This is a genomic window from Paenibacillus artemisiicola (assembly GCF_017652985.1).
GTDB classification, from domain to species: Bacteria; Bacillota; Bacilli; order Paenibacillales; family Paenibacillaceae; genus Paenibacillus_Z; species Paenibacillus_Z artemisiicola.
Genome location: NZ_JAGGDJ010000027.1, coordinates 25,631 through 46,524, shown reverse-complemented (window position 1 = coordinate 46,524; position 20,894 = coordinate 25,631). Strand labels below are relative to the sequence as shown.

General features: G+C 61.6%; 20 protein-coding genes. 2 read left to right on the top strand and 18 right to left on the bottom strand.

Features of this window, described 5'->3' with window-relative positions; translation table 11 throughout:
- Window positions 1-74 precede the first annotated feature (74 nt).
- Window positions 75-1,538: a S1C family serine protease gene (locus tag I8J29_RS23080; protein ID WP_208849813.1), complete on the bottom strand. Its 1,464-nt coding sequence runs from the start codon at window positions 1,536-1,538 to the stop codon at window positions 75-77.
- 143 nt (window positions 1,539-1,681) lie between these two features.
- Here I8J29_RS23080 and I8J29_RS23075 point away from each other — a divergent pair, with 143 nt between their 5' ends.
- Window positions 1,682-1,903 (top strand): hypothetical protein, encoded by a 222-nt coding sequence (locus tag I8J29_RS23075; protein ID WP_208849812.1) that lies wholly within the window; start codon window positions 1,682-1,684, stop codon window positions 1,901-1,903.
- On the opposite strand, the gene I8J29_RS23070 is transcribed toward I8J29_RS23075, so the two are convergent.
- The 14 genes from I8J29_RS23070 to I8J29_RS23005 form a co-directional block, all read right to left on the bottom strand.
- The gene (locus tag I8J29_RS23070) at window positions 1,872-2,678 is read right to left on the bottom strand and encodes an MBL fold metallo-hydrolase (RefSeq protein ID WP_208849811.1); all 807 of its coding nucleotides are present in this window, start codon (window positions 2,676-2,678) and stop codon (window positions 1,872-1,874) included. The two genes, I8J29_RS23075 and I8J29_RS23070, sit on opposite strands and share 32 nt — an antisense overlap.
- Before the next feature lie 117 nt (window positions 2,679-2,795).
- Window positions 2,796-3,512, bottom strand: a complete 717-nt coding sequence (gene yycI, locus I8J29_RS23065; RefSeq protein WP_208849810.1) for a two-component system regulatory protein YycI — start codon at window positions 3,510-3,512, stop codon at window positions 2,796-2,798.
- 262 nt (window positions 3,513-3,774) lie between these two features.
- Window positions 3,775-5,229 (bottom strand): YycH family regulatory protein, encoded by a 1,455-nt coding sequence (locus tag I8J29_RS23060; protein WP_208849809.1) that lies wholly within the window; start codon window positions 5,227-5,229, stop codon window positions 3,775-3,777.
- Window positions 5,226-7,064, bottom strand: a complete 1,839-nt coding sequence (gene walK / locus I8J29_RS23055; RefSeq protein ID WP_208849808.1) for a cell wall metabolism sensor histidine kinase WalK — start codon at window positions 7,062-7,064, stop codon at window positions 5,226-5,228. Before walK ends, I8J29_RS23060 begins: the two co-directional genes overlap by 4 nt.
- Window positions 7,061-7,822, bottom strand: a complete 762-nt coding sequence (yycF, locus tag I8J29_RS23050; protein ID WP_208849807.1) for a response regulator YycF — start codon at window positions 7,820-7,822, stop codon at window positions 7,061-7,063. Before yycF ends, walK begins: the two co-directional genes overlap by 4 nt.
- 203 nt (window positions 7,823-8,025) lie before the next feature.
- Entirely contained in the window at window positions 8,026-9,453 is a 1,428-nt protein-coding gene (locus tag I8J29_RS23045; RefSeq protein ID WP_240546419.1) for a M23 family metallopeptidase, read from the bottom strand.
- 226 nt (window positions 9,454-9,679) lie between these two features.
- Window positions 9,680-10,459: a hypothetical protein gene (locus I8J29_RS23040; RefSeq protein WP_208849805.1), complete on the bottom strand. Its 780-nt coding sequence runs from the start codon at window positions 10,457-10,459 to the stop codon at window positions 9,680-9,682.
- Between the two features lie 162 nt (window positions 10,460-10,621).
- Complete coding sequence (locus tag I8J29_RS23035; RefSeq protein WP_208849804.1) at window positions 10,622-11,908, bottom strand: adenylosuccinate synthase; 1,287 nt, start codon at window positions 11,906-11,908, stop codon at window positions 10,622-10,624.
- A gap of 220 nt (window positions 11,909-12,128) precedes the next feature.
- The gene (gene dnaB, locus I8J29_RS23030) at window positions 12,129-13,487 is read right to left on the bottom strand and encodes a replicative DNA helicase (RefSeq protein ID WP_208849803.1); all 1,359 of its coding nucleotides are present in this window, start codon (window positions 13,485-13,487) and stop codon (window positions 12,129-12,131) included.
- A 22-nt stretch (window positions 13,488-13,509) separates the two neighbouring features.
- Window positions 13,510-13,953 (bottom strand): 50S ribosomal protein L9, encoded by a 444-nt coding sequence (gene rplI, locus I8J29_RS23025; RefSeq protein ID WP_090649231.1) that lies wholly within the window; start codon window positions 13,951-13,953, stop codon window positions 13,510-13,512.
- The gene (locus I8J29_RS23020) at window positions 13,950-15,911 is read right to left on the bottom strand and encodes a DHH family phosphoesterase (protein ID WP_208849802.1); all 1,962 of its coding nucleotides are present in this window, start codon (window positions 15,909-15,911) and stop codon (window positions 13,950-13,952) included. The genes rplI and I8J29_RS23020 overlap by 4 nt, the downstream gene beginning before the upstream one ends.
- Window positions 15,912-15,930: 19 nt before the next feature.
- Window positions 15,931-16,842, bottom strand: a complete 912-nt coding sequence (locus tag I8J29_RS23015) for a DUF2232 domain-containing protein (protein WP_338113267.1) — start codon at window positions 16,840-16,842, stop codon at window positions 15,931-15,933.
- Window positions 16,843-17,095: 253 nt separating this feature from the next.
- Complete coding sequence (locus I8J29_RS23010; RefSeq protein WP_090649239.1) at window positions 17,096-17,533, bottom strand: CBS domain-containing protein; 438 nt, start codon at window positions 17,531-17,533, stop codon at window positions 17,096-17,098.
- Window positions 17,534-17,605: 72 nt separating this feature from the next.
- Entirely contained in the window at window positions 17,606-18,697 is a 1,092-nt protein-coding gene (locus I8J29_RS23005) for an LCP family protein (protein ID WP_208849800.1), read from the bottom strand.
- Window positions 18,698-18,899: 202 nt separating this feature from the next.
- On the opposite strand from I8J29_RS23005, the gene I8J29_RS23000 reads away from it, so the two are divergent.
- Window positions 18,900-19,253 carry a DUF4870 domain-containing protein gene (locus I8J29_RS23000; protein WP_208849799.1) on the top strand — a complete coding sequence of 118 codons (354 nt, stop codon included), beginning with the start codon at window positions 18,900-18,902 and terminating at the stop codon, window positions 19,251-19,253.
- A 230-nt stretch (window positions 19,254-19,483) separates the two neighbouring features.
- Here the strand turns inward: I8J29_RS23000 and rpsR are convergent, their stop codons facing one another.
- From rpsR to rpsF, 3 genes are read right to left on the bottom strand one after another with little or no spacing between them, the layout of a single operon-like run.
- Window positions 19,484-19,762 carry a 30S ribosomal protein S18 gene (gene rpsR, locus I8J29_RS22995; protein WP_090649321.1) on the bottom strand — a complete coding sequence of 93 codons (279 nt, stop codon included), beginning with the start codon at window positions 19,760-19,762 and terminating at the stop codon, window positions 19,484-19,486.
- Between the two features lie 18 nt (window positions 19,763-19,780).
- Window positions 19,781-20,341, bottom strand: a complete 561-nt coding sequence (locus tag I8J29_RS22990) for a single-stranded DNA-binding protein (protein WP_208849798.1) — start codon at window positions 20,339-20,341, stop codon at window positions 19,781-19,783.
- A 43-nt stretch (window positions 20,342-20,384) separates the two neighbouring features.
- Entirely contained in the window at window positions 20,385-20,669 is a 285-nt protein-coding gene (gene rpsF, locus I8J29_RS22985) for a 30S ribosomal protein S6 (RefSeq protein ID WP_090649250.1), read from the bottom strand.
- Window positions 20,670-20,894 lie beyond the last annotated feature (225 nt).

The window sequence follows — 20,894 nt, the reverse complement described above, 5'->3', positions numbered from 1 at the left end:
AAAAATCAGCCCGTGAGGCCAGTTCCCGCTTCCGGGCGCTGTCACGAGCTGATTCGCCTTTACGATGGTATCGCTTAGTCTTCCGTTTTTTCCTCGAGCTTAAACGTCGTCGCCGCCTTCTTGCCGTCGCGGTAGTAGGTGACCGCGATGTCATCGCCGATCTTCTTCTTCCCGTACAGGTACTTCCGCAGCTGCAGCGTGCTGGCGATCGGCTGGTTATCCAGCTTCACGATGACGTCGTTGAGCTGGAGGCCTGCCTCCTGCGCCGGCCCGACCGCCTGCAGGACGATGACGCCGTCCTTGACGCCGTCCGGCAGCTTGAGCTCGCTGCGCGGCACCGTGATCGTGCCGTCGTCGCCGCCCGCGCCCGGCAGCGCGCCTTCCTCGTCGCCCGCGCCCGGCTCGAGGCCGCCCGCCGAGCCGCCGTCGTCGCCGCCCGCCTGGGCGTCGTCCCCGCTGCCGTCGGTGCTGCCGCCGCCGCTCTTGCCGTCGTCCGGGCTGCTGCCCACGCTATCGTCCGCGGCCGCCGACTGCGCCAAATACTGCGCGAGGTCCATCGTGTACACGCCTAGATACGGCCGTTTCACCTTGCCGTACTTCAGCAGACTGTCCACGATCGGCAGCGCCTGGTGCGACGGGATCGCGAAGCCGACGCCTTCGACGCCGTAATCGGCGATCTTCATGCTGTTGATGCCGACGACGTTGCCGTCGAGGTCGATCAGCGGGCCGCCGCTGTTGCCCTGGTTGATCGACGCGTCGATCTGGATGACTTCCTGCTCCCAGTCGTAGTTGCCGTCCTGGCTGAGCGAGACCGGTATGATCCGCTTCGTCTTGCTCACGATGCCCATGGAGAGCGAATCGCTGAGGCCCAGCGGATTGCCGATCGCCATCACCCACTGGCCGGCGCGCAAGTCGTCTGATTCCCCGAACTTCGCCACCGCGTCGATGCCGCGCGCGTCCATCTCCAGCACGGCGAGGTCCGTAATTTCGTCCTTGCCGACGATCTTCGCTTCGCGCGTGTCGCCGTTGCTCAATACGGCCTTCACCGCCGCGGCGTCGGCGATGACGTGGTTGTTCGTCAGGATATGCGCCTTGCCCTTCACGATTTCGAAAATAAACCCGGACCCGAGCGCCGCCTGCTGCAGACCGGCATCGTCGCCCCCGGCGCCGGAGCCGCCCGAGCCGCCGCCCGCCGCGCCGGCCGGCACCGCCTGCTCGTTAATGATGCTCACGACCGCCGGCCGAACCTTCGCCGCGGCGGTGATCGTCTTCTCGAGCGGATCCCCGCTCTCGTTCATGCCGACCTTCGTGACCCCGGCGACGGCGCTCACCACATGATTCCCGCGGTCGAAGCCGGCGAAGAGCCCGAACAAGAGCACGGCCGCGGCCGCGCCGGCGACCGACGAAGCGACGACGAGCTTCGCCGGCGTCCACCGAAGGCGGCGGCGCTTGAACGGCGCCTCCTTCCTGGCCAGAAACGACGCCCGCGCTCTCCGCGAGACGCGCGTCGAATAGAAATCATCATCGAATAAGCTCATGTCTAATCGCTCCTCCCGACGCCCGGGGACATCAAGATCATTATTTTGCGAATCTAGGAATGTTATCGGTAGATTGGACTACACTAGTAGTAGAAGAAGACGCATCGCTATTCAATCTCTCGCCCCCGAAGGAGGAACCGCCCATGCCGCGCAAAGCATCCGACGCGCTCGAGCAGCTCAACCTCGCCGCCAAGCTGGCCGATCTCAAGGAAGACCATTACCGCGCCCTGCTCACGATCGGCGCCCTGACGGAGCTGCTGGTCGACAAAGGCATTCTCGCCCCGGACGAGCTGGAGCTCAAGATGCGCTCGCTCGACGCCGAGATGGACGAGCTTATTTCCGCCTCACTTCATCCCATGCCGTAGGCCGGTCATGATACGTCTCGCGCAGCGGATGCTCGTCTTTCTTGAAGAAATGCCCGTTGTTCTCTAACACTTCATTCACCGTCATCCGGGCCAAATCAATCAGATTGTGGTCGAGGCTCAGATGCGCCAGGTACACCCGCTTCGTTCGGTCCGTCATCAGCTGGCACAGCGCTTCCCCGGCCGCTTCGTTGGACAGATGCCCGACGTCGCTCAGGATCCGCCGCTTGATGTTCCACGGATACCGTCCCATGCGCAGCATGTTCACGTCATGGTTCGACTCCAGCACGAGCACGTCGGAATCCTCGATCATCCGGCTTACCTTGTCGCTCACGTAGCCCAGATCGGTGGCGAGGCTCAGCTTGAGCCCGTCCTCCTCGAACACGTAGCCGACCGGCTCCGCCGCGTCGTGCGAGATCGCGTAGGAGGTCGCCCGCAGCGCGCCGAAATTGACGCATTCGCCCGTCTCGACGACGACGCGCTGCTCGCTTCCGATCTGCCCGACATGCCGCTCCAGCGCGCCCCAGGTCGCCTCGTTGGCGTAGATCGGCACATTGAACTTGCGCGCGAACGCGCCGAGCCCTTTGATATGGTCGGAATGCTCGTGCGTCACCACGACCGCGTCGATCTCATGGCCGGCCACGCCCTGCTCCCGCATCAATTCCTCGAGCCGCTTCACGCTCAGCCCGGCGTCGACCAGCACGGTGGCGTCCTGCCCCCGCACGATCGTCGCGTTTCCCGTCGAACCGCTTCCCAATACCGTAAATCGTAGTCCCATAGGTTCCCCAAACCTGTCCTTTCCCCGCTCCGGCCCGCCGGTCCCATGTCCGGCCGAGCTGCATGCCCTCTGTCTTTCCTCTTGCTGATCGAAGCCGCTCCCCGGGCCGTTCGTCCGTTATTCCGTCACGACCTCGCCGCTGATGGCGTTCATGTAGAACTGGCCGCCGTCCTCCAGCAGCACCCGCCACGTCGGCGCCGACACCTGCACGTCCGAGTTGAAAATCTGCCCGTGATAGCCCAGCTTGATCTCCTTGATGACCGCGCCGTCGTGCAGCTGCTTCTCGATGAGCGTCGCCAGCGCCTTGGTCGCCGGCAGCACCGCCTGCGCCGTCGATTTCTCGGACGGCAGCACCTCGATAACGTCCTGCTTGTACGCGGTGATTTTCAAGTTGCTGTAGAACAGCTCCAGCTTCACGTCGAACATCGGCCGGCCCTCGACCGTCCGGTAGAACACGAACTCGCTGTCGAGGTTCTCGCCGAACGCGTATTTATTCAAATCCGGGATGACGCCGCCCAGACTCGCGAGCAGCTCCTTCTCGTTGAACACCGCCTTGCTGTCCACGGGCGTCTGCAGCTCGCGGCGCTCGCCGGCGCCGAGCTTCGTCTTCGCCCGGAAGGTCAGATCCTTCAGCTCGGGCGTCTCCGACGGGATGCTCGTGTCGAGCTTAATGCCCTTCTCCTTCATGAGCGCCTGCGTCTCCGGGCGCAGATCGTTCACGTCCGTGCTGGCATCCCGGCCCTCCCGGATGTTGGACCAGAGCTGGTACCCAAGCACGAGATTGAGCAGCAAGAACGCGATGATCAGCACACTCTTCGCCCTGCCCCAGTCCATACCGACATCCCCTTCGATTGACCGTTTCTCTATGTGAAAAAGCTGGCCGCCCCTGCGGCGCGGCGCGCATCGACCGCGCGGCGGGCGGACAGGCGGGAGCGTGGTCAGCCGCTTGCCCGGCGGCGCCATGCGCTCTACCTTTGCGCCCATTGCGCGCCTATACGCCGTTACCCGCCATCAGCCGGGCCAACGCAATCGCAGGCTGCCGCAGCTCATCGGGCGCCTCATCGCGCACGCGTGCGTCATGGCCGGAAGCGCTCGCCTACCGCGCCGCCGTCAGACTCTGCGGCAGCCCGCCCATGGCCATGCCGACGCTGCCATGGACGCCGCTATCGCCCGAACTCGAGCTCGTATTCGTGCCGCCGCCCGCGTCCTGCTGCCCGGGCGGCGCGCCGCCCGGCTCGCCCGGCAGCGGCTTGTAGCCGCCCGGGATCGCTTCGAGCAGCACCTCCTGCGTATCGTCGCCCAGGCGCACCGCCCAGACCGGATCGAGCGTGAGCGTCCGGTCGTCCGTCGGATGGGCGAGCAGCGCCGGGTAGAGCGCGACGACGTCCGCCTTGCGGGCGTAGCCCGTGAGCGCGCTCGCGAGCATGTCTCCGCCCGGCAGCCAGCGCACGCTGCGCTTGTCCGGCTTCTTCTTGAGCGTGAGCATCGACCGCTCGTATTCCGAGACGACGCCCTCCTGCAGGCGCAGCTTCATGCTGCCGAACAGGAACGGCTCCATCGGAATGACCGGGAACGAACCGTAATACTGCTGGAAGCGCAGCACATGGCCGCCCCCGAGGTCGCCTGCGTGCACGAAGCGGTGCATCCCGTCCCACCCGCCGTGCTGGTTGACGAACTGCACGGCAGAGTATACATTCTGGCTCTCGTTGTCGCCTTGGCCCTGTACCGCGACCGGGTCGGTATAGCTGAGCCAGCGGCCGTTCTGCTCGATCTGCAGCCCGCGCTTGCCGTCCGTGTAGATTTGCGATCCGTTCCGGTCGCTGATCGTCCGCGTCACGCCGGGATCAATGAACAGGTAGCTCTGCATCTGCTCGGGCGTATAGCTGTCGTAGCCGACCACGGAGACGCTCGCCTCCACCGGCCCTTCCGGCAGGTACAGGTCCTGGCCGATCCGCTTGTAATTCACCTGATACTCTCCGTACCCGACGTACATCTGCACGTCCTGCGCGGTCAAGTCGGCCTTCACCGACTCGTAGACGGTCATATTGTCGGCGCTGAAGAAGTACGTCCGCACCTCCTCGCCGTCGCTGCCGGCGTAGATCCAGATCCGGTCGACGACGTCGTTCATGAACGGCGCGTCGCCTTCGAGCTTGAGCACCTTGCTCAGCAGCTCCATCGGCACGCCGCGCCCGAAGCGCAGCTCGATCCCCTGGTCGCCGTCCCGAATCTCGTTCCAATCGACGGCGGAGACGGCGGCGCGCTGGAAGCCCTTGAATTCGCGGCTCTTAATCTTCTCAAAGATCAAGTTATAGAAATTCGACGCCGGATACAGCACCGTGTGCTTGGCCTTGCCCAGGTGCAGCACCATGTCTTCGGGGAAGATCACGTTTTCGACTTGTTCCTCTTTGCCCATCGCCTCCGCCGGCACGTACCCCTGCTGCGGCGACGCCGTAACGCCGAGCCCCGGCATGCTGTACGCGAGCAGGTAGCTCTGGATGAGGCTGACGACGACGAGCACGGTCAGAATCGCGGTCTTCGCGCGGTCGATCATGCCGTCTCACCTCCGCTCATCAAGGGCAGCACGACCGTCACGGTCGTCCCCTCGTTCAACTCGGAGTCGAGCGAGATGGAGCCGCCGTGCGCCTTGACGATTTCCCGGGCAATGGACAGTCCGAGACCGGTGCCGCCCATGCTTCGCGAGCGGGCCTTGTCGACGCGGTAGAACCGGTCGAAGATGCGCCCGAGATCCCGCTTCGGAATGCCGATGCCCGTGTCCTTCACGCTGATCGCGATCGCGGACGTCTCCTGCTTCCGGGCCGAAATCTCGATGCGCCCGCCGTCCAGGGTGTACTTGATCGCGTTGGACACGAGATTGTCGAGCACCTGGTCGATCTGGTCGCGGTCGAGCCAGACCGTCTTGATGCCGTCCTCGACCCGGACGTTGGCGCGGATCGCCTTCTTCCGCATCTGGAACGAGAAGCGGTCCGCCACTTCCTCGAGCATCTCGGGCACGTTCGTCTGCTGCCTGCGCAGCGGCGCCTGGTTGGAGTCGAGCCGAGACAGGTGCAGCAGGTCGGTGACGAGCCGGATCATCCGCTCGGTTTCGTTGCGGATGACGCCGACGAAGCGCTGTCCGAGCTCCCGCTCCTCCATCGCGCCTTCGTCGAGCGCCTCCGCGTAGCTCTTGATCGTCGTGAGCGGCGTGCGCAGCTCGTGGGACACGTTCGCCACGAACTCCCGCCGCGACTGCTCGAGCCGCTCCTGCTCCGTAATGTCCTGCAGCACCGCGATGGTGCCGGAGATCCCGTGCTCCCGGCGGTGGATCGGCGTCAGCGTCACGCGAAGCAGCTCGTCCTCTTCTTCGCCTTCGGCCTGCATATGATAGATGACCTGCGGCTGGTCGCTCCCGTTCGGCAGCGCCTTGAGCTGCGATTCCTCGAGCCCGAACAGCTCGTTCAGGCGCACGCCCTCGCAGTTCTCCCGGCGCAGCATCTCCTGCGCCCGGCGGTTGCTGATGATCACGTAGCCGCGCTCGTCCGCCGCCACGACGCCGTCGCTCATGTTCGCGAGGATCGAAGCGAGCTTCTCCTTCTCCTCCTCGTTCGCCGAGAGCGCATCGCGCAGCCGCATCGTCATGTTGTTGAACACTTCCGACAGCCGGCCGATCTCGTCGTCCCCGAGCACCGGCACCTGCTGGTCGAACCGCCCTTCCGCGACGCCCGCCGCCTGCCGCGTGAGCGCCTTGATCGGATTCGTGATGGTCGTCGCGAGCAGGATGCCGAGCACGCCCGTCAAGCCGAGCGCGAACAGCATGCCGGACATGAAGATCCGGTTGATCCGGTCGACCGTCCGGTACAGGTCCTTCATCGACGCGACCAGGTAGACCGCGCCGACGATTTTATCGCTATAGACGACGGGCTTCGCAATGACCTTCTTGCGCAGCCCGTCTTCGTCGATGATTTCCTCTTCGTTGTCGCGGATGCCCTGCAGCGCGCGGCTGACGGCAAGCGACGTGTTTTTCTTCCCGATATACGACTGATGGGATTGCGACGATGTCGCCAGCACCTTCCCGCTCGCGTCCATCACCTGAATCTCCGCCTCGTTGATGCTGAACAGGTTGCTGACCAGCACCGCCAAGTATTCTTCGCGCGTCTGGTCGTCGGAGCTGTCCGGCTTCTCCGGCTGATTGGACAGCGTCTGCGCCGCGATCTCGGAGAGCAGGTTTGCCTGCTCGTTCATGTTGTTCGTGAACGTCGACGTCAGCGACGTCTTCATCGTGCTGATGAAGTAGACGCCGATCAGCTGCATCGCGATCAGAATGAGCAGCACGTAGATGATGATCAGCTTGACCTGAATGGTGCGGAAGAACCGTATGCCCCCGTTCATCCGAAGCCGTACCCTCCGGATTTCGGATTGCGCATGAGATACCCGAGTCCCCGCCGCGTCAAAATATATTCCGGCCGGCTCGGATCGTCCTCGATCTTCTCGCGGAGCCGTCGGATCGTCACGTCCACGGTGCGCACGTCGCCGAAGTATTCGAAGCCCCAGACCGCCTGCAGCAGATGCTCGCGCGTCATGACCTTGCCGCTGTTGCGGGCCAGGTAGTACACGAGCTCGTACTCGCGGTGGGTCAGATCGAGCGGCTCGTTGTCCTTATACACGACGTACATGTCGGTATCGATGAACAGGTTGAAAATCGCCAGTCCTTGCTTGTCCGACCGCGCGGATCCCTCCGCCCCCGAAGCGCTGTTCGCCGCAGCGGGCGCCGCGGCCGGCTCGCTCTTCGTCCGGCGCAGATGCGCCTTCACGCGGGCCAGCAGCTCGCGCGTGCCGAACGGCTTCGTCACGTAATCGTCCGCGCCGAGCTCGAGCCCGAGCACCTTGTCGAGCTCCGTGTCCTTGGCCGTCAGCATGATGATCGGCGTCTGCAGCCGGGTGCGCACCTCGCGGCAGACGTCCATGCCGTCCTTCACGGGCAGCATCAGGTCAAGCAAAATCAGGTCCGGCAGCTCTTCGAACGCCAGCCGGACCGCCTCGCCCCCGTCGAAGGCGCAGATGACTTGATAGCCTTCCTTCTCCAGGTTGAATTTTATAATATCCGCAATCGGTTGTTCGTCGTCGACCACTAAGATTTTACCGTGCATCGCTACACCGCCATTCGATAAGCAATCTCCCTTTATTCTACCATAGCGGCATGTCCGTTCCCAATGAAAGTTCGCTCATATCAGGGGAGATTTGGGCGAAAAACGGCGAATACGCTTCATTTCGGCCAAACGAGCGAGTCCTGAGCGCAAAACACCGCCTCGGCCGATGGGCCGGGCGGTGTTTCAAGTTTCCAAATTTCGGATTATAGATATTTGAGCGGGTTTTGCAGCTCGCCGTTCTTGTGCACCTCGAAATGCAGATGCGTGCCGAAGGAGTGTCCGGTATTGCCCATGACGCCGATGCTCGAGCCTTGGTTGACCGTCTGACCCTTCTTCACGAGGATCTTGCTCAGGTGGCCGTACCAGGTCTCATAGCCGTTCTTATGGTCTATGATGATGCAGTTGCCGAGACCCGGACGCGTGCCGACGAAGGTTACGACGCCGTTGTCCGCCGCCATGATGTTGTGGTTGCCCACCATGTCGACGCCGCGGTGCAGCGCGCCCCAGCGCATGCCGAAGTAGCTCGTCAGGCGGTGGCCGGTGACCGGCCAAGCGAACTGCCCGGTGCCTTCGCCGATGTCCTTGGTGCCCTTCATGATAATGGCCGGCACGGACGGTTCCAGCACGACTTCGCTGATCAGCTCTTCGCTCATCAGATAGCCGTTTTGCTTCACGAGCCGGTATACGAGCTGCTTCTTGCCGCTCTGTCCCTGGCGGACGACCTTCTGTTCGCCCTTCTTCAAGTTGCTGTTCTTCTGGTAGACCGTCTTCGGCTCGATCGATTCCGTCTCCGTGACGTTCTCGACCGTCTGCACGGTCATTTCCGGCTGCAGGACGGTCAAGTCGAGCACGTCGCCGACCTTGATCACGTCGTCCTTGATCCACTTGTTCCGCTCGTAGATGACCTGCGGCGAGATATCGAACTTATGCGCGATGCAGCCCACGCAGTCGCCGTCCTGCACCGTGTAGGACTTCGGCTTCACCGTGCCCTTGATGAGCTGCAGGTACAGCTGCTCGGGATCGGCGATGTCGGCCGGCTTCACGTCCTTCTCGCTGGTCGCGACCTTCTCCAGCACCTTCACGGACTTGAGCGCCGTCTTCGACTTCACGCTGCCGTCGGCCGCGTACGCGAGCGCCGTCACTTCCGTCTTGGCCGACTTCGTCTTCGGCGCGTACTTGTCCTGGACCCGCTGGAGCAGCGCGTCCGCGGTCGCCTTGTCCTTCACGACCCCGACCTGCTTGCCGTCGATCGTCAGCGCCACGCCCGTGGCGTGGGATGCGAACGAGCCGCCGAGCTTCTGCAGCGTAGCGGCCGTATCCGGCTCCGCCTTGTAAGCGCTTTTATGCCCGTATGTGATCTCGCCCGTCTCCAGCACCATATGTATGCCGGTGTTGCCGGCATCCAGCTTCGCCTGCGTCTCTTCGATGAAATCCGCGACCTGATCCTTCGAGGCGACCTCGCCGATCAAGCTGCCGTTCTGATACACTTCCACGAAATCCACGGTGTGCGCCTTCACGTAATGCGCCCCGCTGAAGCCGGCGATCGTCAGCACGACGACCGCGCTTCCCGCGAGCACTAGCGGTTTCTTCCGCAGCATGCGCCGCGTCGAGCCGCTTTCTATGTCAGTCATCCGATTGTCCTGTTGAGGGCCTACGCGCCGAAAAGATGCCCGGAACGAGTTCCATGCCTTTCGGAATCGACCCTTGTCCGTAAAAAAGGTCATGATCGTCTCCTTTTCGCGTTATGCTGCCAAGTTTAGAGCGGATCCGACAAGGTAAATTCTACATCGTCAGTCACGTTCCTTACTGTATCATAACGCTCCATGGGGGTTCAACCGGACGACCCTTTACGCGAGATTAATATTTGCTCAGAATCGACGACATCTCGTCGTACTCCGCGCGGTCCAAATACTGCGCCATCAGCTGCTTGACCTTCGTCATTTCATCGGCCGTCAGCCCGTTCTCCATGTACGTCGAAATCTGCTGCCACGCCTCCTGCGGGAGCTTATTCATCACGCCGAACAGCTTCTCCTTGTCGGCGTCGCTGATCTGCGATTTCGCGGCATTGATCTCGTCCGTCGACATCGCCACGCCGTCCTTCGCCGCGTCGTCCGCCGCATCCCCGGAGCTCGCGCCGTTCTGGCCGGAAGCCGCACCGCTGTTGCCTTTCGGTCCCGTGCCGCCGCCGATGTCGCTCAGCTCGCCCTGCGGCAGGTCGCCGAACGCGTCTACCGATCCGTCATCGCTGCCGCTGCCGGCATTCGGCGCGCCCGTCTTGTCCGTGCCGCCGGATGTGCTGCCGGCGTCCGATGCGTCCCCGCTTCCCTCCTTCGACGCCCCGTCGTCCGTACTCGCGTCGCCGCTCCCCGCCTCCGAATCGCCGGTCTCCTTCGCGCTATCGGCCGCGTTCGATTTCGCGCCATCCTTCAGCCCGGGATCGGCGCCCCACATCTCGCCCCACAGCCCGCTGAGCGCGAAAGGCTGCTGCTCGAGCGGAATATGGAACTGCTTCAGCAGCGTCTCCACGTAGCTGTTCACGACGTACCCCGTCGTCCAGATCGACAGGAAGCTGATCAGCAGCGCCGCCGCCGCCAGCTTCCCGACCGCCGCCGCGACTTTCCCCGTAATCTTCCACATGTCTATCACCCTTTGCTATGCCGCCTGCCAACCCGCGGCTGTGATGGTCCTGGCCTATCGCCTCTACTTTCCAGTATGGGCACGGGACGGACGGGCCATTCAATTCTCGCAAAAAAGAAAGAGAGCCGCGATCGCTCGCAGCCCTCTTGCTAGTGGGGTGATTTAGATATAAATCGGCATGACCGGATTCGTCTGCTCGCGGTTGCGGCCGACGGAGAAGATCGCGATCGGAATGCCCGTCAGCTCGGAGACGCGCTCGACGTAGCGGCGCGTGTTCGCCGGCAGGTCCTCCAGCGTCTTCGCGTTCGAGATGTCCTCGCTCCAGCCCGGCAGCTCCTCGTAGACCGCTTCGCACTCGGAGATCAGCTTCAGGCTGGCCGGGTAATGCTCGATGATCTCGCCGCGCAGCTTGTAGCCCGTGCAGATCTTGACCGTCTCGAGGCCCGACAGCACGTCGAGCGAGTTCAGGGACAAGCCCGTGATGCCGCTGACGCGGCGCGCGTGCCGGACGACGACGGTGTCGAACCAGCCGACGCGGCGCGGACGGCCCGTCACGGTCCCGTACTCGTGGCCTTTCTCGCGGATCAGGTCGCCGATCGCGTCGTTCAGCTCCGTCGGAAACGGACCGTCGCCGACGCGCGTCGTGTAGGCCTTCGCCACGCCGATGACCTGCTGGATCTTCGACGGGCCGACGCCGGAGCCGATGCAGACGCCGCCCGCCGTCGGGTTCGACGACGTCACGTACGGGTACGTGCCTTGGTCGATGTCGAGCATGACGCCTTGCGCGCCTTCGAACAGCACCTTCTTGTTGTCGTCGATCGCGTCGTTCAGCACGACGGACGTGTCCGTGACGTACGGACGCAGCGTCTCCGCGTATCCGAGGTACTGGCCGAGGATCTCGTCCGCGTCCAGCTTCTCGCCGCCGTACATCTGCTCGATCACTTGGTTCTTCTCCGCGACGAGGCGGCGGAGCTTCGTTTCGAATTCTTCGGCGTCCATCAGATCCGCGACGCGGATGCCGTTGCGGGCCGCCTTGTCCATGTAGCACGGGCCGATGCCCTTGCGGGTGGTGCCGATTTTATTATCGCCCTTGCGCTCTTCCTCCAGGCAGTCCAGCACGAGGTGGTACGGCATGATCAGATGCGCGCGGTCGCTGATTTTCAAGTTTTCGGTGGAGAAGCCATTGTCATGAATATAGTTGATTTCGTCGATGAGGGCGGACGGATTGATGACCATGCCGTTGCCGATGACGCACACTTTGTTTTCGTTGAAAATGCCGGACGGAATCATGGTGAGCTTATATTTCTTATTGCCGATCATGATGGTGTGACCCGCGTTGTTGCCCCCTTGGTACCGGGCTACGACATCGGCGCCGTCCGCCAGAAAATCGGTGATTTTTCCTTTGCCTTCGTCGCCCCACTGGGTTCCGACTACAACTACCGTTGACATGGATATACCCCCAATTACATTACAAGTTATTCGCTCGCGTACACAGAAACAGTCAGCCGCCTCTTGAAAGCAGCATGTTTAGTGTACCGTTTTAGTCCGCTAAAGTCAACGAAAAAGCGAACAATTGCAAGGTCGCCCCTACAATTGTTCGGAAATTGAAATATAAGTGCCGCCCTGCCCGTCCGACGTTCGCCATTCCCGCAGCCGCGCGGTTTCCCGGTCAGGAAGCCGACTCCTGGTGGGTGCGGTCAAGCCCGACGAATTTGTTGAAGTTCTTCAGAAACGCCAGCTCGACGGTGCCGACCGGGCCGTTCCGCTGCTTGGCGATGATGATCTCGATGATGTTCTTCTTCTCCGATTCCTTATCGTAGTAATCGTCCCGGTACAGGAACGCGACGATGTCGGCGTCCTGCTCGATGGAACCGGATTCCCGGAGGTCGGACATCATCGGCCGCTTGTCCTGCCGCTGCTCGACGCCCCGGCTGAGCTGCGACAGCGCGATGACCGGCACTTCGAGCTCCCTCGCGATCTGCTTCAGCGTCCGCGAGATCTCGGAGACTTCCTGCTGCCGGTTCTCGCCGGCCTTGCCGCGGCCTTGAATGAGCTGCAGGTAGTCGATCAGGATCATCCCGAGGCCCCGCTCCTTCTTGAGCCGCCGGCACTTGGCGCGTATGTCCGCGACCGTGATGCCCGGCGTATCGTCGATGTAGATCTGGGCTTCCGAGAGCGAGCCGATCGCCATCGTTAGCTTTTCCCAATCGTCGCCTTCCAAATACCCGGTCCGCATCCGGCCGGCGTCGACGTTCGATTCCGCGCAGATCATCCGCTGCACCAGCTGGGCCGCGGACATCTCGAGGCTGAAGATCGCGACCGTCTCGCGGGAGCGGACGCCGACGTTCTGGGCGATGTTCAGGGCGAACGCCGTCTTGCCGACGGAAGGACGCGCCGCCACGATGATCAAGTCGTTGCGCTGAAAGCCGGAGGTCATTTTATCCAGGTCGCTGAACCCGGACGGGATGCCCGTCGAACCGCCTTTATTGGAATACAGGTGCTCGACCCGTTCGAACACTTCCATCAGCACGTCTCGGATGGAGATGAAGCCGCTGCTCGAGCGGCGGTTCGACAGCTCCATGATGCGCGCTTCCGCGTCGCTCAGCATCAGCCCGACGTCGTCCGCGGCCGCGTAGCCGTCCGAGACGATGTTCGTCGCCGTACGAATGAGGCGGCGAAGCATGGACTTCTCTTCTACGATTTGCGCGTAGTAGTCCACGTTCGCCGCCGTCGGCACCGCGTTGCCGAGCTTCGCCAGGTAGCTGACGCCGCCGATTTCCTCCAGCTGCTGCCGGTCCTGCAGATAGGCCGTCAGGGTCACCAGGTCGATGGGCTGATTGTTCTCGCCGAGATCGACCATCGCCTCGTAGATCAGCTGGTGCGACGGCAGGTAGAAATCCTCGCTCCGCAGCCGCTCCATCGCCGTGATGAGCGCTTCGGTCTGCAGCAGAACCGCCCCCAGGACCGCCTGCTCCGCCTCCATGTTCTGGGGCGGCACGCGATCGAACATCGTCAGCCCGTCATCCATGGCGTCCCTGGCTCCTTCGTTATTATTCTTCCGCGGCATGTACGCTCAGCTTCGCTTTCACGTCGGGATGCAGCTTGACGAAGACCTGCGTCACGCCGAGCGTGCGGATCGGTTCGTCCAGCTCGATCTTCCGTTTGTCGAGCTTCACGCCCTGCGCTTCCAGCGCTTCGGCGATCTGCTTGCTCGTGATGGCGCCGAACAGGCGGCCGCCCTCGCCGGCCTTCGTCTTCACGACGACCTTCATCTCTTCCAGGCGCTTGGCCAGCTCCTGCGCGTCCGTCTTCTCCTGCTCCTTCTTCCGCTTCTCGGCGGCGTTCTGCGCGTCCAGCGTCTTCAGGTTGCCGTCCGATGCCGGCTTCGCGAGATTCTTCGGAAACAGGAAATTACGCACGTACCCTTCCGACAGCTCCTTGACTTCGCCTTTCTTGCCTTGCCCTTTCACGTCCTGCAGAAAAATGACTTTCATTCGAATAACCCCTCTTCCTGTTCGATTTCTTGCAGCACCTGCTTCAGGCGCTGCGCGACTTCCGCCACGGTGCCTTCCAGCTGGGCGGCCGCGTTCGTCAGATGCCCGCCGCCGCCCATGCGCTCCATGACCACCTGCACGTTCATATGGCCGAGCGAGCGGGCGCTGATGCCGATCAGCCCGTCCGGCCGCTCCCCGATGACGAAGGACGCCAGCACGTCGGTCATGTTCAGCAGCGTATCCGCCGTCTGGGCGATGAGCAGCTGCGAATACTTGCGCCCCTGCTCCGTCGCCGCGATCGCGATATGATCGTAGACGATCTCCGCCTGCCGGATCATTTCGGCCTTCTTGAGGTACTCCGCCAAGTCTTCCTTCAGCATGCGCTGAACGAGCGAGGAATCCGCGCCGTTGCGGCGCAGGAACGACGCCGCCTCGAACGTCCGCGAACCCGTGCGGAGCGAGAAGCTCTTCGTGTCGACGGTAATGCCCGCGAGCAGCGCCGTCGCTTCCTTCACGTCCAGCAGCACGCGGTCGTGAATGTACTGCAGCAGCTCCGTGACCAGTTCGCAGGTCGAAGACGCGTAAGGCTCCATGTAGACCAGAATCGCGTTCGAGATGAATTCTTCGCCGCGGCGGTGATGGTCGACCACGACGATCTTGTCCGTCAAGGTCAAGAGGCGCGGCTCCTTCACCATCGACGCCTTATGCGTGTCGACGACGACGGCGAGCGTCTTGCCGTCCACGATGCCGAGCGCCTGGTCCGGCGTGATGAACCGCTTGGCGATGCGCTCGTCTTCCCGCAGCATCTCCGTCATGCGCTGAATGGCGGGATTCACGCCCTCCAGCACGATGTACGCTTCCTTGTTGAACAGCAGCGCCGCCTTGAGCACCCCGATGGCCGCGCCGAGCGAGTCCATGTCCGGCATCTTGTGCCCCATGATGACGACGCGGTCGCTGTCGCGCATCAGGTCGCGCAGCGCGTGCGCCACGACGCGGGCCCGCACGCGCGTCCGCTTCTCGACGGCGTTGGACTTGCCGCCGTAGAACGACTGGCGCTGCCCGACCTTGACGGCCGCCTGGTCGCCGCCGCGCCCGAGCGCGTAGTCGAGGCTCGTCTGCGCCCATTGGCCGAGCTCCACGATGCTCTCCGCGCCGGCCGCGAAGCCGATGCTGAGCGTCATCGGGATCTTGTTCTCCGCGATGATCTCGCGGACCTCGTCGAGCAGCACGAAGCGCGACAGCTCCAGCTGCTTCAGCGTGCGCTGGTCGGTGATGACGAGGTAACGGTCCGACGTCAGCCGCTTCAGATAGACGTGGAACTTGTTCGCCCACTCCGTGATCTCCGCCGTCGCCCGGGACATGAGCGCGCTGCGCTGCTGGTCGTCCATGCCTTGGGTGACCTCTTCGAGGTTATCCATGAGCACGATGCCGATCGCGAGCTTCTCTTCCTCGTACCGCCTCGCCAGCTGCCATTGCTTCGTGATGTCGCGGACGTAGAGCAGCCGTTCGTCGAACCGGAACATCAGCTCGTAGATGGCGTTGCCGATCGACGCTTCGACCGTGCCTTCGCGTTCCTTGGCCTGCGACAGCGTCGGGAACAGATCGTTCAGCGATTCGCCGACGATGGAATCCCGCTCCATCATGTTCGTGATGAAGGCGTTGTGCCATTCGATCGTCTTGTCCTCGTTATAGAGGATGATCCCGAACGGCAGATCGCTGATGACCTCGCGGTTCGCCTTCTTCACGCGGTAGGACAGCGTGCCGAGGTACATTTTCAAATCCCGGCGGAACGCCCGCTCCGCCAGGACGGAATAGACGCCGATGGCGCCGGACAGCACAAGGCCCAGCACCCCCAGCTTCCAATCGTACGTGGCGAGCGCGATCGACATCAACAGCATCAGCACGAACGCCCATAAATGGTGCAGGCCGTGCCATCGTTTTATCAGAAACTTCGGCATGTTCGTTTCCGCCCCTGTGTCACGATTTCTTGAACGCTTTACGGATCGGAATCGCCGCGTCCAGCACCCCGATCAGGCTAAACGGCGGAAATATCGCGACAATCACGGCGAGCAGCACCGGGATCGCCTTGTTCCATCTCCGTTCATGCGCAATATAGAAGAAGAAGCCCATCGCCTGAATGGAGAACGTCAATTTCATCAGCGGCGCCAGGTTATGCAGCACGACCGTCATGAACGAGGTTCCGTCGCTCGGCACCGCCATGTCCGCGATAAGAACGATCAAGTAGTACAGGACGAAAATCCGCGGCAGCATCCATTTCCGGATCGGCTGCAGCTTCGGCACGGCCAGCCCCCCGGCGCGCAGCACGGACCCGGCGATGGCGTGCGTCACGACCGCGAGCACGAACGAGGCGACGATGAGCGCCATCGGAATGGAATGAATCAAATTCTGGATGTACGATTCGGTCATTTCCGCGGTCCACGTGCCCGGCATGATGCCTTCGCGGTTCAAGCCGTCCACCGTGTCCCCGATCATGATGCGAATCTCATGGATGAGCGAGAACCCGAACCACAGATCGGCCAGCAGGAGCTCCAGCAGCGACAAGCCGAGCAGCGTCAGCGTGACGGAGGTCAGCACCTGACGGGCGGGAATGCCCTTGCGGTACAGATGGCCCATCACGACGGACGGGATCAGGAAGAATAGCCCGACGATCAAAGCGGCCGGTCCGAGCACAATCGTGCCGACCGCGTAGACGACGGCCATATGCAAGGCGAACCACGGCCGCGGCAGCGTCGCGTACAGCACGACGGCCGGCACCATCATGACGGCGAACACGAGCGCATTCACGAGCGGTACGGCGATGGCGAGCAGCAGCAGCAAGGCCGCGACGCTCCACAAAATCGATTTTGCACCGGTTTTCAAACCGTTCACCTCTTGCTCCAGTTACTAGTGCGCAGCCTAAGCTTTACTCCCCATTATAGCATAAAACGAATCGCGAAAGCACAGGAGACCTCGCCCAGCGGCCGGCGGCCGGCTGTCGGCGATGCGCTGGCGACGAGGCGCGCAGCCTCCGGCCCGGCGGGATGGAAGCCCTCTACCGTGGCCGATGGGACGTCTTCCGCCCCTTCGTCCGGACGCAAAACGCCGCCCTCGTTGGAGGGCGGCGTCCCGATTGGCCCGCGCGTTAGCCGGCGGCCATTTCTTTCTTGGAATTATTCGCGTTCACGATGAGTGCTTCGCAGTAATCGATAATATCGCTGCGGCGTACGATGCCGATGAACCGGTTCATGTCGTCGATGACCGGCACGAAGTTCTGCACCTTAGCCAGGGATAAGAGATCTTCCATGTTGGCGTCGATTTGGACCGCCTTGTTGCTCAGCCGCATCTGCACGTCCGACAGCTTCACTTTGTTCGTCTGTTCGAAGGTGAGCTGCGGGTTGTTCTTCATGTGCCAGAGCAGGTCGCCCTCGGTCAGCGTCCCGGCGTAGCCGCCGTCGTTGTCGAGGATCGGCACGGCCGTGTAGCGGTGATGCTCCATCTTCTCGAGCGTCTGCCGAAGCGTCGCGTCCATCGTCAGCCAAACCACTTCTTGCTTCGGTAATAGAAAAAATGCGATATTCATGCGTGTGTTGCCCACCTTCCTTCTTCTTCTTCCGCTTGCTTGCAGAAAGAGCATGGGGCAATTCGCCTGCCGTTAATTCTTCTCGGTCCCCTTCGCCGGTTTGGTCGAAAGCGGCTTCGCTTTCGCCGCGTTGGGATCGTTGTGCCGATATTCTTCCGGAAGCGGCAGCTGTGCCTTCGGGTTGGCCGGATCCAGCCAAGCTTCGATGAGCGCCTGCGTCTTCGCCAAGTCCGCTTCGTCCGCAAAATAGTACCATGCGCCTCCCGCGACCTTGCGACGCCCTTCTCCTTTCAGCGTATGGCCGTAAATCGCGCGATCGGTGTCCTGCAGCATGCTCTTCGCAAGATCGATCATGTGCTCGGGCGTCAGGTCCGTGCTGAAGTTGCCGCCCATAATGTCCATCAAGTGCGGGATTTTCGTCCATTGCCCGACTTTCGAGGCCTTGTTCATGATCGCGTTCAGAAACACCTGATGGCGCTGCGCGCGGCTGGTGTCGCCCCCGGCGTCTTCCCGATAGCGGACGTAATTCAGCGCCTCCGTGCCGTTGTAGACGGGCTTGCCCGCCTTGACGACAAACTTCTCGTGATCGGGGTCGTCGTTCACGAGGTCCTTCGTGATGGGAAGCGAGATGCCGCCCATCGCGTCGATGACGTCGCGAAAGCCCTTGAAGTTTATTGTAGCATAATGATCGACCCGAGCGCCAAAGAACTTCTCGACCGTTTCCACCGACATCTTCGCCCCGCCGAACGCGTAGGCATGCGTGATTTTGTCCTGCCACCGCCTGCCGGATCTGGTCGTCTTGCCGACGATGTCGACGTACGTGTCGCGCGGAATCGAGAGCATGAGGATCGCCTCGTCCTTCGGCCGGACGACCGCATAGATCATCGTATCGGAGCGCCCGATCTCCTTGTTCCGCTGGTCGATGCCGAGCAGCAGCAGCGAGAACGGCTCCTCCTTCTCGTACGTCGTCGGCACCGGCATGCGGCCCTCGAGCGGCTTGTAGGAGTTCTCCAGCTTATCCTTCACTTTGCCGGACAGGAAGGTATCGAACCCCCACAGCGCCAATGCGGTGCGGTTATAATAGGCCAGCGCGCCTCCGAGCACGAGGACGGCGAGCACGGCGGCCGCCCATTTATAGCCACGATTTCTTCTCGTTTTGGTCATGATGATACACAGGCTCCTGTCTATAGCGAGTCTTAATGAGGCCATCCTTATCATAAACGATCCGGCGTCCGCGAAGGTTACGGTTCGTTAACGGCAGGCTGCTGGAAAAGGCGGCTCCGCTTGGGGGACAAAATGCCGCGGACGGCGCATAGTTCTTCCTTCGGCCGAATAAATACCTACAAGAGGAAGGGGTGGCTGAAGGATGCAAGCGCCGCATTTTGTGCCGGACCGGTCGTCGACCGGCATCGATTCGAAGGTAGTCGGGCTGCTCTGTTACCTGGGCGTTTTCGTGACGGGTCTGCTCTTTCTCGCGATCGAGAAACGGAGCACGTTCGTGAAATTTCACGCCATGCAGTCCGTGGTGCTGTTCGCGGGGTTGTTTGTCCTTAATATTGTGCTCGGCTTCATTCCGTTTATCGGCTGGTTTCTCGGCCTATTGCTGACTCCGCTGTCATTTGTTTTATGGATTGCCTTAATGCTCCTCGCGCTGCAGGGCAGATGGTTCAAGCTGCCGATCATCGGCGACTTCGCCGAGGAACAGGCTTCCAAGCTCTAACCGGGAGCGGCGTTCCTCCCGCGCTGCAGGCTGCGTGTCCCTCACGATCCTAGGTGAGATGAGCTCGGTATTGATCGGTCTTGATCTTTGGACTTGAAATCGACTTTGTTTCTTTTCTCGGTACGGACTTCTTCGCTTTTATTGTGCGCATCCTTCCCGGATCCGGCATCATTTTCTATCCGCAAACGCAAAAAAGGCAGCCATGTCGGCTGCCTTCTTGGTCGTACGATCTATTCCGTCGTGTATGGCAACAGCGCTACTTGACGCGAACGCTTGATCGCGATCGTCAGCAGGCGTTGGTACTTTGCGCTCGTTCCCGTTACACGGCGAGGCAGGATTTTGCCGCGCTCGCTGATAAATTTACGGAGCAGGTCCGTATCTTTATAATCGATGTGCGTAATTTTGTTAGCGGTGAAGAAACATACTTTACGGCGCTTGTTACGGCCTTTGCGGCCGCCGAATTTGCGTTCTGGACGCTCGTCGCCACCGTCTCTTTGCTTAAAGCTCATGTTCATCCGTCCTTTCGTTTAGAATGGCAAATCATCTTCCGATATATCGATCGGGCGCCCGTCATCCGAGAACGGATCACGGCCGTTGTTGTTCCGAGTGCCTCCCGAACGTCCGCCGCCTTGCGAACCGCCGCCGCCCCCTTGACCTTGGCCTCCGCCGCCGTAGCCGCCTTGACCTCCGCCATAGTTGCCGCCGCCTCCGCTTCCGCCGCTATAGCCGCCTTCCTCGCGAGGACCGTTGTCGCGATTCGGGGATTCCAAGAAACGCACGTTATCGGCAATGACTTCCGTCACGTAGACGCGCTTGCCTTCGTTGTTCTCGTAGTTCCGAACCTGCATGCGGCCTTCGACCGCAGCCAAACGTCCTTTGCGCAAGTAGTTGGCGCACGTCTCGGCCAGCTGGCGCCACGTTACGATCGGAATGAAATCCGCTTCACGTTCGCGTTCGCCGCCTTGTCCGCCGCTCGAAAACGGGCGATCCACCGCAAGCGTAAATTGCGTTACCGCAACGCCTGCCGGCGTATAACGCATTTCGGGATCCCTTGTTAATCTGCCGATGAGAATAACGCGGTTCAACATCGTTTATCGCCTCCAATCAAAACATCGCTTGCGTTCGATGAGACTAAGCTACATCTTTCGTGATCAGGACACGGATAACTTCATCCGTGATTTTCATGACGCGGTCAAGCTCATTCACAACTTCAGCCGTTGCGGTGAAATTAACCAGCACGTAAATGCCGTCACGAATTTTATTGATCTCGTACGCAAGACGGCGCTTGCCGATCACGTCATGCTTCGTGATCTCCCCGCCGTTCGTGATGATTGCTTGGAACTTTTCCGTCAGCGCTTGAACCGCTTCCTGTTCCACATCCGGACGAATGATGTACATCACTTCGTAGTTGCGCATTTGATTCACCTCCTCTTGGACTATGCGGCCCCCGTAAGGGAGCAAGGAGCGAGCTAGAATTATTCTTTCTCGCATACCTGAATACTATATCAAATTTGGTACCCGCTTGACAAGTGCGGAATGATTGCATGTCCTCCCGCATTCTTCCGTTCATGTCCCGCATCCGATCGAAGCAAGCTAAGGTTCGGGGTTTTCTTCCCCCTTTATAGAAGCCATCAGCTGGAG